The 15,647-nt window shown below is 70.1% G+C and carries 10 protein-coding genes; 8 read left to right on the plus strand and 2 right to left on the minus strand.

The window, feature by feature from the left end; genetic code table 11:
• Positions 1–22 precede the first annotated feature (22 nt).
• The 4 genes from ACL02R_RS14955 to ACL02R_RS14970 all read left to right on the plus strand — a co-directional run bounded on the left by ACL02R_RS14955 (position 23) and on the right by ACL02R_RS14970 (position 10,365).
• Complete coding sequence (locus ACL02R_RS14955; RefSeq protein WP_412797373.1) at positions 23–436, plus strand: hypothetical protein; 414 nt, start codon at positions 23–25, stop codon at positions 434–436.
• 148 nt (positions 437–584) lie between these two features.
• The gene (locus ACL02R_RS14960; protein WP_412797374.1) at positions 585–1,754 is read left to right on the plus strand and encodes a serine/threonine-protein kinase; all 1,170 of its coding nucleotides are present in this window, start codon (positions 585–587) and stop codon (positions 1,752–1,754) included.
• 81 nt (positions 1,755–1,835) lie between these two features.
• The gene (locus ACL02R_RS14965) at positions 1,836–4,805 is read left to right on the plus strand and encodes an SNF2-related protein (RefSeq protein ID WP_412797375.1); all 2,970 of its coding nucleotides are present in this window, start codon (positions 1,836–1,838) and stop codon (positions 4,803–4,805) included.
• Between the two features lies 1 nt (position 4,806).
• Positions 4,807–10,365, plus strand: a complete 5,559-nt coding sequence (locus ACL02R_RS14970; RefSeq protein WP_412797376.1) for a DNA methyltransferase — start codon at positions 4,807–4,809, stop codon at positions 10,363–10,365.
• A gap of 54 nt (positions 10,366–10,419) precedes the next feature.
• On the opposite strand, the gene ACL02R_RS14975 is transcribed toward ACL02R_RS14970, so the two are convergent.
• Both ACL02R_RS14975 and ACL02R_RS14980 read right to left on the minus strand, forming a co-directional pair.
• Positions 10,420–10,668, minus strand: a complete 249-nt coding sequence (locus tag ACL02R_RS14975) for a DUF397 domain-containing protein (protein WP_412797377.1) — start codon at positions 10,666–10,668, stop codon at positions 10,420–10,422.
• The gene (locus ACL02R_RS14980) at positions 10,665–11,549 is read right to left on the minus strand and encodes a helix-turn-helix domain-containing protein (protein ID WP_412797378.1); all 885 of its coding nucleotides are present in this window, start codon (positions 11,547–11,549) and stop codon (positions 10,665–10,667) included. Before ACL02R_RS14980 ends, ACL02R_RS14975 begins: the two co-directional genes overlap by 4 nt.
• Before the next feature lie 134 nt (positions 11,550–11,683).
• Here ACL02R_RS14980 and ACL02R_RS14985 point away from each other — a divergent pair, with 134 nt between their 5' ends.
• The 4 genes from ACL02R_RS14985 (at position 11,684) to ACL02R_RS15000 (ending at position 15,645) form a co-directional block, all read left to right on the plus strand.
• A complete protein-coding gene (locus ACL02R_RS14985; RefSeq protein WP_412797379.1) occupies positions 11,684–12,130 on the plus strand; it encodes an ATP-binding protein in 447 nt (148 codons plus the stop codon).
• Between the two features lie 79 nt (positions 12,131–12,209).
• Complete coding sequence (locus ACL02R_RS14990; protein WP_412797380.1) at positions 12,210–13,502, plus strand: DUF262 domain-containing protein; 1,293 nt, start codon at positions 12,210–12,212, stop codon at positions 13,500–13,502.
• Positions 13,495–14,652: an AAA family ATPase gene (locus tag ACL02R_RS14995; RefSeq protein WP_412797381.1), complete on the plus strand. Its 1,158-nt coding sequence runs from the start codon at positions 13,495–13,497 to the stop codon at positions 14,650–14,652. The genes ACL02R_RS14990 and ACL02R_RS14995 overlap by 8 nt, the downstream gene beginning before the upstream one ends.
• A gap of 48 nt (positions 14,653–14,700) precedes the next feature.
• Complete coding sequence (locus ACL02R_RS15000) at positions 14,701–15,645, plus strand: hypothetical protein (RefSeq protein WP_412797382.1); 945 nt, start codon at positions 14,701–14,703, stop codon at positions 15,643–15,645.
• Positions 15,646–15,647 lie beyond the last annotated feature (2 nt).

Below are 15,647 nucleotides of genomic sequence, written 5' to 3' on the forward strand. Positions count from 1 at the left end.
ACCAGGCGATACTCCGTACGGGTTGCGGCGCGTCGTGACCGGGCCGGTGCGGCGGCGGGCCGGGTACGGCTGGACGGTCGTCGGCGCGCTGCTCGTCGGCGCCGGGTCGTTCGCCGTCATCGCCGTGTCCGGGAACGTGTGGGTGGTCGGGTTCTGCCTGGCGGCCTACATCGGGCACGCGGTGGTGTGGAACGTGCTGGCCGCCTCGATCCGGCAGAAGGCGACGCCCGCGGCGCTGATGGGGCGCGTCGGGTCGGTCGGGCGCCTGGTGGGGATCGGCGGGCTGTCCGCCGGGGCGGGGCTCGGCGGTGTGCTGGCGGCACAGTGGGGCTACCGGGCGCCGTTCGCCGTCGCGGCGGGCCTCTTCGTGCTGTGCGCCCTGCTCGTGGCGGCCACGTTCGGGCACTTCCGGGCCTTCGAGCACGCCGACGGGTGAGGAGGCGGCGTGGTGACGCGGTGGCTTCTGGTCCCCGCCCGTGCTGCGCTCCGCGTTCTCCAGGGGCCCCGGGCTCCTGGGTACACTGCCGAGCCGCGGTGTCCGGGAGTGGGCTCGCGTCCGCGCGGGGCAGGGGAGGAAGGCGTTCATGGAGGCGTTGAGGGCCGACGACCCCCGGGTGCTCGGGGGGTTCACGCTCCTGTGCCGTCTCGGTGCCGGCGGCATGGGCCAGGTGTATCTCGGTGAGTCGGCGGCGGGGCAGCGGGTGGCCGTCAAGGTGATCAAGGCGTCGGCGCTCGACGAGGACGGCAGGGCGCGGTTCGCGCTGGAGGTGGACAGCCTGAAGACGGTCTACGGGCCGTTCGTCGCCTCCTTCGTCGCGGCGGACGCGCACGCGGAACGGCCCTGGCTGGCCGTCGAGTACGTCCCCGGTCCCGACCTGGCCGCGTTCGTCGCCGAGCGGGGGCCGCTGCCGCTCGTGGAGTGCGCGAGTCTCGGCGCGCTGATGGCGGAGGGGCTCGCGCTCGTCCACGACGCGGGCCTGCTGCACCGCGACCTCAAGCCGCAGAACGTCCTGCTGGCCCCCTACGGCCCGAAGCTGATCGACTTCGGGCTCGCCGTGCTGGCGGAGCGCCGCTCGGTCCTGACCGCCACCGGGGTCGTGGTCGGTTCCGTGCGGTACATGCCGCCGGAACAGGCGCGGGGCGACCATCAGCTCTCCCCGGCCGCGGACGTCTACGCGCTCGGTGCCGTCCTGCTGTACGCCGCCACGGGCCACCATCCTTACGACGGGCCGACCTGGCAGGCGATTGCGCTCCGGATCGAGGATCCGGACACGCCGCCCGACCTGAGCGGCCTGCCGCCCGGACTGGCCCCGCTGCTCTCCGAGATCCTGGTGCCGGAACCGGCCGGGCGGCCGGCACTGGAGCGGATCACCGGGCAACTCGTCGCGATCATGGCCGACGCGGGAGTGACCGCCTCCCAGGCGAAGCAGCGGCTCACGGACCGCGTCCCACCTGCCGTGCCGCCGGAGGCACCCGCCGTGCCCCTGGACCCGCCGCCGGACCTCTGGGCCGGGTACACACCCACCGTCGTGGACGTGGCCGTGGAAGAGGAGGACGACGAGGCGCCGCCACTGCCCCGGCCGGACACCGGCCGGGACGCGGACGAGCCGGACGAGCCGGACGTGCCCCCCGGCCCGCCGCAGCCCGCGACGCCCCGCAGCGGGGAGACGCCACGCCCCGGCGCCCCGTTCACCGTGCCCGCTCGGATCGCCGAGCGCTTGCGGACCGCGTACGCCCGCGACGCCCGCTTCTGAACGCCCCTTCCGACCCCCGTGAAACACTTGCTCCCCACCGATCGCGGTACATTCCTGGCCTGATCGACGGAGGGACGACGGGTGGCACAGCAGGGGGAGACGCGGTACCCGCCGGGGGCGCAGATCCTTGTCCGGGACGAGGAGTGGCTGGTGCGGACCTCCACCCGCACCGACTACGACGGCGACCGGATCGAGGCGACCGGCGTCTCGGAGTTCGTCCGCGACGAGGAGGCCGTCTTCTTCACCGGCATCGACACGGTCGAGCTGCTGGAACCGGAGCGGACACGCCTGGTCCCGGACACCTCCGCGCACTTCCGCCGTGGCCGGCTCTTCCTCGAAGCGGTCTTCCGCAAGACGCCCCTGCCGCAGTCGGAACGCGGCCTCGCCCTCGCAGACCGCTTCCTCCTCGACCCGCTCGCCTACCAGCAGCGCCCGGCGGAGCTGGCCCTGTCGATGCGCAACCTCCGCCCGCGCGTTCTGATCGCCGACGTCGTCGGCCTCGGCAAGACGCCGGAGATCGGTCTCACCCTCGCCGAGCTGATCCGTCGGGGCCGGGGCGAACGCATTCTGGTCGTCACCCCGCAGAGCGTCCTCGAACAGTTCCAGCACGAACTGTGGACCCGCTTCGCCATCCCGCTGGTGCGTCTCGACTCCCTGGGCATCCAGCGCATCCAGCGGGAGATCCCCGCCGGGCGCAACCCGTTCACGCACTACAAGCGGGTCATCATCTCCGTGGACACGCTGAAGAACATCGGCCAGTACCGGCACCACCTGGAACGCATCCAGTGGGACGCCGTCGTCATCGACGAGTCGCACAACCTGATCAACCGGGGCAGCCAGCGCCGCGCCCTGGCGGAGACCCTCGCCCCCCGCACGGACGCCCTGCTGCTGGCCAGCGCCACGCCCCACAACGGCGACAAGCGGTCCTTCGCCGACCTCGTGTCCCTCCTGGACCCGGCGGCCATCGTGGACCCGGACCACTACGACCCGGCCACCGACCTGGGACACCTCTTCATCCGCCGCACGAAGATCAGCCCCGAGGTGCGCGACGACATCGGCACCGAGTGGGCGGACCGGGGGCCCACACGGTCCGTGCACTGCCCGGCGGGCGACGCGGAGGAACGTGTCTTCGCCGAGCTGACGGAACACTGGCTGCCCCCGCTGCCCGCAGGGCGGGACGCGCCGGAGCGCACGGCGTCCGGCACGGTGCCCGACACGGCGGACGAGGACCGCGCCCCGGTCGGCACGGACCCGCTGTTCGCCTTCAACCTCCTGAAGTCCTTCCTCTCCTCGCACACCGCGCTCGCCGAGACGGTCGCACGCAGGAGCGCGCTGCTCGCGAGGAAGGCACGCGAGCCCGGCACCGGTCCGGCGCTCGCGGCGGAACGGGCGGCGCTCGCCCGCCTGACCGAGCTGACCGCCGCCATGGGCGACGGCACCGCGCCCGGCGACTCGGCGAAACTGGACGCCCTGATCGACCAGTTGCGCCAGATCGGCGTGGGCCCCGGCAGCGCCACCCGCGTCGTCGTCTTCTCCGAGCGCGTCCCCACCCTCCAGTGGCTGGCGAAGGCCGTCCCCGCGCGCCTCGGCTTCCCGGCCGACAAGGCGGGGAACGTCAAGGCCGTCAGCACGATGCACGGCGGCCTCGGCGAGGAGGAACAGCGCGCGCGCCTGGAGGCGTTCGGCCTGGCCGACAGCCCGGTCCGGCTGCTGTTCACCGGCGACATCGCCTCCGAGGGCGTGAACCTGCACCGCCAGTGCCATCACCTGATCCACTACGACATCCCGTGGTCCCTGATCCGCATCGAGCAGCGCAACGGCCGTATCGACCGGTACGGGCAGCGGCACGAGCCGCAGTTCCGCGCGCTGATCCTCACCTCCGCCGTGCCGGGCGCCAGGGACGACCGCACCGTCGCCGAGAAGCTCCTGGCCCGCGAGGAGGAGGCCCACAAGCTGAACGGCACGGCGGAGGCCGAGACCGGCTGGTACCGGGCCGACGAGGAGGAACGCCGCCTCGTCAGGGAACTGGTCGAGGGCGGCAGCGTCGAGGACTTCCTCGCGGGCGCGACCGCCGGGGCTGACACCGACCTCGCCGGGCTCTTCGGCCAGGTGGACACCATCACCCGGAAGGAGCCGCCGCCGCGCGCCGAGGTCCCCTCGCTGTTCGACGGGGACACCTCGGCCTTCGTGGACGCGGCGTTCGCCGAGCTGTACGAGGACCGGGCGGACGACCTCGTCGGCCTGTCACGCGGCGCGGACACCCGGGGACGCGCCTCCCTCTCCGTCTCCCCGGTGAGGGCGCCGGACCTGCTGCGCCGGCTGAAGGCCCTGCCGCCCTCCTACCTCAAGGAGCGGGGGGTGGCGGAGCGCCTGGTCATGACGTTCGATCGCGGCCTCGCCCGCGACCAGCTCGACCGGGCGCGCGACAGCTCGGACAGCATGTGGCCCGGCGTCTCGTTCCTCACGGACATCCACCCGGTCGTGGAGTGGCTGACCGACAAGGTGCTCGTGCAGTTCGGGCGGCAGGAGGCGCCGGTCATCACCTCGCCGCACGTGACGGACCCGACGTTCCTGATCCAGGGCATCCACTCGAACGCGCTGGGCCGCCCCACCGTCGTGCGGTGGATGGCCGTGCGCACCGAGCCGGGCGCCCCCGTCGCGGACCTGTCGGACGCGCTGCGCGAGGCACGGATCGGCCCGGGGCTCGCCCGGGTCGGCGGCCCGCGTGACCTCGGCCGGCTCCAGGCGCTGGTCCCGGCGGCGGTCGCGATCGCCCGTGACCACCTGGAGAAGTCGAAGGAGCTGTGGGAGGAACGGATCAGCGGCCCGCTCGCCGACTACCGCGCCCGGCTCGGGGTGTGGCGCCAGGACGCCCTTCCGGGCGCGAGCGCGCGGCGCGAGCGGCAGATCGAGCGGACCGCCGACGCGCAGGCCCATCTCCTCGACCAGCTCACCACGACCGGCCCGCCCCTCCTGCGGGTGCTGGCCGTACTCGACAAGCCCGCCCCGGACGACGCGTCCGACGGCGGCCACGACCCGGCGGAGAGCTGACGTGACGTACGACTCGCTGGTCAACCACGGCGACTACCTGTCGGCGCACTACCTCGCCGAAGTCCTGCCGAAGGACCTCAGGGCCAAGGACGGCCTGCTCGCCCGCTGGGCCCAGGCGGAGGACGAGGCACGCCGCGCGCACGACGCCGCCGTCGCCGAGGCGCGGCGCACCGGCGCCGACCCCGCTTCCGTACCGCCGCGCGCCCGCACCCCGCGTGAGGGACTGCGCGCCCTGCACGGCCCGTACTTCGCCGACCGCGCCGACTTCGCGCGGGACGCCGCCGCGCTCACCGAACCCGACGCGCCCGTCCCCGCCGACTGGGGCAAACGGCTCACGGACGCGCATCTCGCGACCTTGCGCGCCCTCGGCTACGCGACGGCCCACGAGCAGTCCGTCACCGTCCACCGCGCGGGGCACGACCACACGGTCCAGGTCGCGCACGCCGAGCCGGGGCTGCTCGCCGTCCCGTGCGGCTGGACCACCCAGCCGGACGCCGCGCTCGACCCGGACGGCGCGGGCCGTCTCCTGCACCCGGTCGCCCTGGAGGCGTCCGGCCGGCTCACCGACGCGAAGGCCCTTACCGACTTCCTCTTCGAGTGCGAGGACCCGCCCCGGTACGTGCTGCTCCTCGCCGGTGGCGTCCTCGTCCTGGCGGACCGCCTGGCGTGGCACGAGGGCCGGTACCTCGCGGCCGGCCTGGACGCCGCCCTCGGCCGCCGCGACGACCGCAACGGCGGTGAACTCGACACACTCGCCGCCCTGTTCGGCGCCGACGCCCTCCGCGTCCCCGAGGGCGGCGGCACCGCGCCGCTCGCCGGTTTCGTCGAACGGTCGGGCAAGCACGCGGTCGGCGTGTCGAACGAGCTGCGCGAGGGACTGCGGCTGTCCGTCGAGTGGATCGCGAACGAGGTCCTGGACCGGCTGCGCGAGCAGGGCGTCACCCCAGAGCGGCTGGACGACCCGGCGCGCCTCGCCAAGGAGTTGAGCCGCGAGTCGCTGCGCTACCTGTACCGCGTCCTCTTCCTGCTGTACGCCGAGGCGCAGCCCGCGCTCGGCATCCTGCCCGCCGACTACCCCGAGTACGCCCAGGGTTACGGTCTCCAGCGCCTCGGCGATCTGGTGGTGCGGGACCTGGTCGGCGAGCGCTCACGGCGCGGCTTCCACCTGTACGAGTCCCTGGACCTGCTGTTCCGGCAGGTCGAGGAGGGGCACCGCCCGTTCGGCAGCGAGCCGGAGGACCTGGCCGCCGAGGCCGCCGAACGCGCGGCCACCGAGGCCGGGCGCGAGGCCGCCGACCTGCTCGCGGCGGGCGCCATCAGCCGGGCCGACTACACGGAGCGTGTCCGCGAGGCCGACCGCGCGCGCCGCGCGGCGGCCCGCAGCGCCGATGCCGGGCTGCGTTTCGAGCCGTTGCGCTCGGAGCTGTTCCGGAGGGACGCGGTCCGGCTGATCTCGGCCGACCAGATCGAGCACCCGGCCCGGGACGGCGGCGAGGAGGACGGCGGGCAGGACGGCGACGGCGGGCGTTTCCTGGACACGCGGCTGCGCAACGAGACCCTGCACAAGGTGCTGCGCCGCCTGATGCTGACCAAGGGGCGGGGCCGCGAACGCGGCGGCTTCATCTCGTACGCGCAGCTCGGCATCAACCAGCTCGGCGCGGTCTACGAGGGCCTGATGTCGTACTCCGGCTTCATCGCCGAGGAGGACCTGTACGAGGTCGCGAAGAACGGTGACGCGTCCGGCGGCAGCTGGATGATCCCGGCCTCCCGCGTGCAGGACTACCCGGACGGGGTGTTCGTCGAGCGGCCCGACGAGGAGACCGGCCGCCCGGTGCGCGTCGTGCATCCCCGGGGCTCGTTCGTCTACCGGCTGGCGGGCCGCGACCGGCAGACGTCCGCCTCGTACTACACGCCGAAGTCGCTGACCGAGGTGACGGTCGAACTGGCCCTGCGGTACCGCCTCGACCAGGACGGCGCCACCACCCCGGCCCGTGAGCTGCTGGAGTGGAAGATCTGCGAACCGGCGCTGGGCTCGGGCGCGTTCCTCAACGAGGCCATCGACCAGGTGGCGGCCGAGTACCTGCGCCGCCGTGAGACGGAGCTGGGCCGCCGGGTGGACGCGGAGCAGCGGCAGATCGAGCTTCAGAAGGTCAAGGCGTACATCGCGCTGCACAACGCGTACGGCGTGGACCTCAACGCCACCGCTGTCGAGCTGGCCGAGGTCTCGCTGTGGCTCAACACCATGCACCCCGGCATGCGTGCCCCGTGGTTCGGCCTGCACCTGCGGCGCGGCAACTCGCTCATCGGGGCGGCGCGGAAGGTGTACAAGGCGGACGTCCTGCCGCACGGCGGCTGGCTGTCGCGGAAGAACACCCTGCCACCGACCGAACTGCCCTTCCGCGACGGCCCCTTGCCGGACGGCGCGGTGCACCACTTCCTGCTCCCGGCGCTGGGGTGGGGCGCGGTCGCGGGGGAGGGCGAGGCGAAGAAGCTCGCCCCGGGGGAGGCGGCGGCGCTGGGGAAGTGGCGCAAGGGCGTGCAGCGGACGCCGAAGGGGCCGAAGCCGTTCCCGGAGAAGGGCGACGAGTCTCCCGAGGCGCGGCGGAAGCGATACGACCGTTGGGCCAAGGCAGCCGCGAGGACGGACCTCGGACGGCTTCAGGGTGTGGCCCGGCGCGTCGAGTTCCTGTGGGGCCTGGTCGCCAAGCGGCTCGAACTGTCCGAACGCAAGGTGTCCCGGCGGATCGACGTGTGGGGCGCGGACTGGCTGGAACCCTCGGCGGAGGCGACGGACAAGCAGAAGGTACTGGACGACCTGACGGTGACCGGCACGCCGTACTGGCGGCTGAAGACCGTCATGGACACGTGGTGCGCGCTCTGGTTCTGGCCGCTGGACAAGGTCGGCGAACTGGACGGCTCGGCGGGGAAGTACGCGACGGGCGGCATGGTCCGTGAACAGGACCTCGCGGCGCTGCTGTCCGGGGGCGTCCCTGACGTTGACGCTGCTCCCGAACCCGCACCGGACCCGGAGCCGAGCACGCCCGCACCGGGCGATCTCGCCTGGCAGGCCGCCGGACTCTTCGACAGCCCGGACGGCGAGCAGGGAACGCTCGCCGTGGACTCGGACAGCGAAGAGGGCCTGCGCACACCCTCGGCGGGCAAGACGCGTCTCCGGAAGCAGCAGATCAAGGAGGACACCCGGCGGCCGGTGATCCCGCTGAAGAACCTGACGGACTGGATCGAGTTCCTTGAGGCGATCCTCGGCTCGGCGGACATCCCGGACGGCTCCTTCCTGGCCAGCCTGGACGGCCTCTCGGTGGACGAGGCGCTTCCCCTGCTGGAGACGTACGAACGCGGCCTCGAAAGCACCCTCGCCATGGACGGCCCCTTGGCGCTGCGGGAACGCTTCCCCTGGCTCGGCACGGTGGAGGACATCGCCGGCACGAACGAACGCGACATAAGAGCCGAGGACGGCCACGGCTTCTTCCACTGGGACCTGCACTTCGCCCACATCTTCCGCAGCGAACGCGGCGGCTTCGACCTCCAGGTAGGAAACCCGCCCTGGGTTCGGCCGGATTGGGACGAGGCCATGGTACTGGCAGAGATCGACCCGTGGTTTCAGTTGTCCGACAAGCCTTCTTCGGAACGGTGGGGTGAGCATAAGGACGCGGCTCTTGAGGATGCTGGCCGAAGTGCCGCCTACTTTGGTGAGCTGGCGGCGACGAGCGGGATGGCCGGATTCCTGAGTGACCCCACGACATATCCGGTTCTCGCGGGAACGCGGCCGGACTTGTACCGTGCCTTTGTGTGTCAGGTTTGGCGTCACTTGGGAGCGGGCGGTGCGGCTGGCCTGATCCATCCTGATACACACTTCGGAGGGGTGAAGGAGAGGAAGTTGCGTGCAGCGGCATATCGGCACCTGCGAATGCACGGGCACTTTTCCAATCGACGCGCTCTATTCTCCGAGATTCATGCCAATACCGAGTTCGGCGTTCACATTTATGGCGAGGAGCGGAGTCCTCAGTTCTTGCACCTAAGTTGGCTTTTTGACCCGCAAACGCTCAGAGGATCACTGGGCCATGACGGGCAGGGTGAACTGCCTGGTATTAAGTTTAATGGAACGTGGGATTTGCGACCACATCGGGCGCGATTGGTCAACGTAAATTCGGAGTTGCTTGCGCGATGGCATCGGCTGGCAGGTGATAAGTCGACCCCAGCGAGTGAGGCGGCGCTTCTTTATCCAGTGACGATCGATGAGCAGGGTGCTATTTCTGTACTTTCCGGTATTGATGATCGACTGGGTGCCCATAAGCCTCAAATTACCGTTGGGATGTTTGAAAACCTCGCCACGAAAAAGCTTGGATTGTATCGCTGGGAAACATCGACTCCGAATTCTTTCAGTGAACTGATTCTCCAGGGTCCGCATTTCGGGATCTCGTCGCCTTTCAATAAGCAGCCCAATGTCCCTTGTCGGACTAACCGAGACTGGTCCGGCTGGGATCTGACGGACTTGCCCGTCGGCGCAGTGCCTCGGACTAACTATGTTCGCGATTGTACGCTTCTGAAATTCCGCCAAGTTCAAGATCGGTGGTTCGATTACTCCCGAAAGGAAGAAGCTTGGGAGCCCTCGGGCGAGGAGTGGGCGGGGCGCGCTGATCTTCTTGGGGAAGACGCACTGCTACTTCCTGTCGAGCAGCAGCGAAAACTTCTATGCGTGCGCCTGTGGCTCCTCAGGCCATATACGGAGTTTTTCCGGTTGGCATGGCGTGCGATGATTCCGTTCGATACGGAAAGAAGTCTCTTCGCGGCGCTCATCCCGCCCGGTCCTGCGCATATGCATACGGTGCAGTCGATGGCGCTGATTGATAATCGCACTACTGTGCTGAATGCCGGTTTCTGGGCGTCCTTGGTGCTCGACTATCTTCTCCGAATCACCGGCCGCTCGCATCTGCAAGTGGCCGAGGCGAAAAAGATGCCCGCAGCTAACCCCGCTCACCCTCTCGGCGGCGCGCTCCTGGTTCGAGTTCTCCGCCTCAACTGTCTGACCGAAGATTACGCTTTTCTGTGGATGGAACTGCACGACGAAAGCTGGGGAGACAAGGAAGACTGGGCCGTCAAGTGGTCCGGGCTTCCAGCGCTCGGAGTCTGTGAACGTACTTGGAAATATGCTACGCCCTTGCGTTCTGAATTTGAGCGTCGCGCTGCCCTTGTCGAAATCGATGCCTTGGTTGCAGTATGGCTTGGCGTTACGGCTGATCAGCTGGTAGCCATCTATAAGGCTCGTTATCCAATCCTTGTGGACTATGAGTCCGAGACCTGGTTTGACTGCAACGGACGAAAAATCGCTCGCAACCACAATGCCTACGGCTTTGGGCAGACGAAGGAGCATTGGGAGGAGTTCGTCGCGTTCCGGAAGGGGGAGCGTGCGGAGCCGCCGGAGGGGTATGTGGGGCCGTTTTACAAGGCTGAGCGGGAGAAGGAGATGCGGGTGGCGCATGCGTACTTCTCGGAGCGGCTTCAGCGGGCCATCGACAGCGGGGAGTGGACACCCCAAGCGTGACGCGACCGCGCCCCGCGCCGGAGTGGTCCGGGGCGGGGCGCGGGGGTTCGGCGGTCAGGCGCGGGTGGTCGCGTAGGTCAGCAGGCTGGTCCAGGCGGCAGGAGAGAGGGCGAGCTGCGGGCCCGTCCGGTCCTTGGTGTCGCGGACGTGGATGGTGTCCGGGCAGGAGGCCACCTCGACGCAGTCATCACCCGAGCCACCGCTGTAGCTGGACTTGTGCCAGGCCAGGGCCACCTCGACGCAGTCGTCGCCCGAGCCACTGCTGTAGCTGCTCTTGAACCAGGCCAGGTCGGTAGTGCTCACAGGGCTCCTCGCATCCGCTGCAACAGGCTCAGAGAATCGTCAAGGGAGAGAGCCTGTGAGCGCATTCTGGCATACCGCATCTGGAGCTTACTGACCACTTTCGGGTCGGAGATGAACTGGCCGTTCTCCTGGCCCTCGCAGTAGCCGAGCCACCGGTTGTCCGGCGTCTCCAGCAGCCGCACCGGACCGCCCAGACCCGCGTGGGTCTCCCGCATCAGCGGCATGACCTGCACTTCCACGTTCCGTAGCTTTGCGACTTCGAGCACGTGGTCGAGCAGACCGCGCGTGACTTCCGCCCCGCCCGTCTGCCGGAGGAAAAGGTGTTCCTCCAGGATGAAGCTGTACGCCGTGTTCGGCCGCTCGCGGAGCAGACGCTGCCGTTCGGCTCGCGCCGCCCACTGGGCTTCGATCTCGTCGTCGCTCAGTGGCGGCAACTGGGCCAGGAACACCGCACGTGCGTATGCCTCCGTCTGCAACAGCCCTGGCATCAGTCGGCACTCGTAGGTGTACAGACTCAGCGCCTCCGCCTCCAGCTTCGCCCACTGGCGGAACCAACTGGCCAGTCCCGGCCGCCGCGACAGGTGGCGCGCCGCGCCCTTCAGTGCGCCGAACGCGTCCAGGACCTCCTCCGCCCGTTCGATGAAGTCCGTCGGCGGGAAGCGTCGTCCCTGCTCGATCGACGCCACCGTGGGGACCGAGTAGCGCACCCGTGGCGCGAACTGTTCCTGTGTCAGTCGAGCGCGTTTCCGAAAAGCCTTGACGACTTCCCCGAACCCCTTCAGGCTGTCCGACGACTCCGGTTCACTCCCGGAGCCGGGCCCCGCGCCGTCGAACCCGCCCGTACTGTCCGTCACTTCAGGACACCTTTCGTGCACACCCATCCTGCTGGACACCTCAACCCGGCCATGCTCACAGCCGATCGCCCCGACTGTCCACTGGGAGTGCCCGTACGCTGACACAGCGTACGAGTCTGTGATCTGGCACACAGGGCTCGTTCCGCGCCAATTTGGGCCGCATGACACCACCCCCTACCTACCAACACTCCGCGCGTATGCGGGAGTTCGGTCAGCGCTTCACCTCGTCCCCGCTCGGTGCCCGGCTCGCACGGCAGTTCACCGTCCACCGCCTGCGCGAGTGGGACATCCCGTACGGCTCGGCCGTCTCCGACAACGCGGCCCTGATCGTCGCCGAGCTGGCCTCCAACGCCGTGACGCACGGCCTCGTCCCCGGCCGCGAGTTCGAGCTGCGGCTGATGCTCATGGGACACACGCTCCGTATCGACGTGTCGGACGCGAAGGGCGAACGGCGGCCCCCCGAGGCGGGCGAGGCGAGCGCGCCGCCGTTCCTGTCCGACAACGGGCGCGGCCTGCTGCTCGTGGACGCGCTCTCCGACCGGTGGGCGGTCCTGGACCGGCTCCCGATCGGCAAGACCGTCCGCGCCGAACTCGACCTGCCGCGCTGACGGCCGGGTCACCCCCGTCGTCTATAGGCTGGCCGGTGGACCGGAGGCGCACACGGCGAACCGAGGGCGACGGGGAGACATGGCAGGGCTGGACGACAGCGGCAGCGGACGCGCCGGGCGTGAGCGGGAGAAGGGCTTCCAGCGGTACCAGCCGCACCACGAGCCGCGGGAGCTGGACTCGTCCGGGCTCTTCTCCCTGCCCGTGCCGGTCGAGGTCGGCGACGACGGCCGTCCGACCGGCGTCGAGTGGGAGGAACCCCCGGACGAGCCCGGTCCCGCGCCCCGGCCGGACGACCCCGACGCGATCACCGCGCCCTTCCGGCCCGAGGACATCAAGATCGAGACCCAGACGACCACGGTCGATCTGCTCCTGTCCCGGCTGCGGGAAGGCATGATCGACCTGGCGCCGGACTTCCAGCGCCGGGCCGGCATCTGGAGCGACGTCCAGCAGAGCCGCCTCATCGAGTCGCTGCTGCTGCGCATCCCGATCTCGTCGTTCCACATGGCGCAGGACGAGCAGGACAACTGGGCGGTCGTGGACGGCATCCAGCGGCTCACCGCGATCGCCCGGTTCATGGAGCCCGAGGTCGTCAAGATGCCGCCCCTGACCCTGCGCGGCCTCGACTACCTGGAGCAGTACCACGGACGGGGCTACGAAGACCTGACCGGGCGGCTGCGCATCAGGCTGCGCGAGACGCAGCTGGTGGTGCACATCATCCAGCAGGCGACGCCCGAGGCCGTCAAGTTCAACGTCTTCTCCCGGATCAACACGGGCGGCATGCCCCTCAAGCCGCAGGAGATCCGGCACGCGATGATCCCCGGGGCCGTCCGGGGGTTCCTCGCCGACCTGGCCGAGGACCCGGCGTTCACCGAGGCCACGGGGGGCAGCGTGTCCAGTGAGCGGATGGCCGACCGGGAGATGGTGCTGCGCTTCACGGCCTTCCGGCTGGCCGACCCCGCCAAGCACACGACGCAGGACTTCGACCAGTTCCTCGTGAACTCCATGCACCGCATCAACGAGGCGGGCGAGGACGGGCGGGAACGGCTCGCACGGGAGTTCCGGCAGGCCATGAAGTGCGCCGTCGATGTGTTCGGTGAGCACGCCTTCCGCAAGTGGACCGGCGGCAGGGTCAAGTCACCGATCAACAAAGCGCTGTTCGAGACCGTCGCGGTCAATCTCGCCGCCCTGGACGATCAACAGCGTGCCCGTCTGGTAACGTCCCGTGACGCGGTCCGCAAGGGCTTCTTCGGACTGATGAAGGACTGGGACTTCGAACGCTCCATCTCCGTCGCGACCGGCGACCCGAAGAAGGTGCAGACCCGGTTCCGCAAGATGGGCGAGCTCTTCCAGGGGGTGGCGAGCGGTGATTGACCGGCTGACGCTGCGGAACTTCAAGGCGTTCCAGCACGTGGAACTGCCCCTCGGGCCGCTCACCCTGCTCACCGGTCTCAACTCCTCGGGCAAGAGCAGCGTGCTCCAGGCCCTCGCCCTGCTCCACCAGTCGTACGCCGCCGGAGACCTCGCCTGGTCGCTTGAGGAAAGCCACCCGGGGAACGGCTTCCTGCTCAACGGCGAACTCGTCAGCCTCGGCACCGGACAGGACGTCCTGCACGAGGACTTCACCGGCGACACCCCCGAGATCACCCTCGGAGTGGACGAGGGCGACTACCGCTACGCCTGGACCGTCGCCTACGAGCCCGAGCAGAACCTCCTCCCCCTGACCGGCACCTACCTGCCGCTGGACTCCGAAGGCCCGGCCGCGCCCACCGGGGAAGCGGCGGTCATCCCCGGCTGGTTCACCGCTGGATTCCAATACCTGCACGCCGACCGCATCGCCCCGGCCGAGTTCTACCCACGCGACCACCAGGTGGCCATCGGCAGGGGCTTCCTCGGCGTGCGCGGCGAACACACCGTCAACTTCCTGCGCCACCACGCGCGGCAGGAGGTCCCCGAGGGGCCGCTGCGCCACCCGCGCGCCGCGTCGGCGCTGCTGCTCCACCAGACCATCGCGTGGATGGGCGAGCTGTGCCCCGGCGTGGACATCGAGGCCGACGCCATCGAGGGAACGGACGCCGTCCGGCTGTCCTACGGCTTCACCGGGCCGGTGGGCGCGAGCCGCCGCCGCCGTCCCGGCAACGTGGGCTTCGGGCTGACATACGCCCTGCCCATCGTCGTGGCCTGCCTGACCGCACGGCCCGGCTCGCTCGTCCTCCTGGAGAACCCCGAGGCCCACCTGCACCCGCACGGGCAGACGCGCATGGCCTCCCTCGCCGCCGCCGCGGCGGCGCACGGCGCGCAACTGATCGTCGAGTCACACAGCGACCACGTGCTCAACGGGGCGCGGCTCGCCGTCAAGCACGGCCGGCTCGCGCCCGGACAGCTCGTCCTGCACTACTTCAGGGGCGACGGCTCGGGGGCCGCCGTCGTCAGCCCGCGCGTCGATCGCGACGGACTGCTCGACCAGTGGCCCGAAGGCTTCTTCGACGAGCTGGAGAACACGCTCGACCAGCTCATCGACTGACGACCGGGCTCCGGCCCCGAGGCACGTACGACACACGGAGGGGGACACGTGCCACTGATCTTCCTGAACGAGCTGTCCTGCGGCACCGCCTGCGCGCCGGCGCGCGCCGACCGGGCCATGACCGAACTCGTGCGGGCCGTCGCCGCCGTGGCCAGGTCCGACAGGCCCGGCACGACACTGGTCAGCAAGGACCCGATCACCGGCCTCCTGCTCGCCGAGGGGCACCCGATCGGCAAGTGGCACGGCAACCCGAGGAACAAGGAGCTGTGGCAGCGGCTCCTGCTGATGCAGTCCAAGTACCCCCACCGGGTCGTCTTCCCCGAGGGCACCGACGCCTACGACATCGAGTACCGCCACGAGGGCGATGTCGCGGAAGGGCTCGGCGCCGCCCACCTGATGGACGGCCTCGGCGTCTCCCTCCCCGTCGAAGCCCGCTGGGACGCGGACGAACTGACGCTGGAGCGCGAACAACTCGTCGAGGAGGACGACGGGAACACCGGCGCGCGGGTCAGCGCGGTCCGCGTCCGGCACCTGTCCAACCCGGAGCACTGCGCGACGCACCACGGCTGGATTCTCGAAGGCGTCGCGGCCGTCCGCGCGGGCGGTCTCGCGTCCGTACGACGGGGCGACGAACTGTGGGAACGGCGCGCGGAACTGTTCCCCCACCTCCAGTTCATCCCCCGGGTCGAACACGACCTGCGGCAGATGCCCGTCGAATGGGTCGCGGCGGTACGCAACCGGCTGCGGGACCTGGACGAGACGTCCGCCGCATGGGAGCGGGACGCGAGCCGGTCCGAGCCGGTGTGGCGGATCTGGGTGCGGCCCGAAGGGGAGACGCGGGAACTGTTCTGCCGGTTCGAGGACGAGGGCGTACGGCGGCTCTTCGAATGGCACTGCCGGTTCTCGCCGAAGCCGGGGCGTATCCACTTCCGGCTCGTCCCCGAGCAGCGCGTCCTGCGCATCGGCTACGTCGGACGCAAGCTCGGTGTCTGAGG

It is taken from the genome of Streptomyces sp. MS19 (assembly GCF_047200595.1).
Taxonomy (GTDB): Bacteria; Actinomycetota; Actinomycetes; order Streptomycetales; family Streptomycetaceae; genus Streptomyces.

Excerpts from the sequence above, each read along its gene's own strand:
- ACL02R_RS14990 (WP_412797380.1), top strand. The coding sequence starts at position 12,210 with ATGGCAGGGCTGGACGACAGCGGCAGCGGACGCGCCGGGCGTGAGCGG.
- ACL02R_RS14985 (WP_412797379.1), top strand. The coding sequence starts at position 11,684 with ATGACACCACCCCCTACCTACCAACACTCCGCGCGTATGCGGGAGTTC.
- ACL02R_RS14960 (WP_412797374.1), top strand. The coding sequence starts at position 585 with ATGGAGGCGTTGAGGGCCGACGACCCCCGGGTGCTCGGGGGGTTCACG.
- ACL02R_RS14980 (WP_412797378.1), bottom strand. The coding sequence starts at position 11,549 with ATGGGTGTGCACGAAAGGTGTCCTGAAGTGACGGACAGTACGGGCGGG.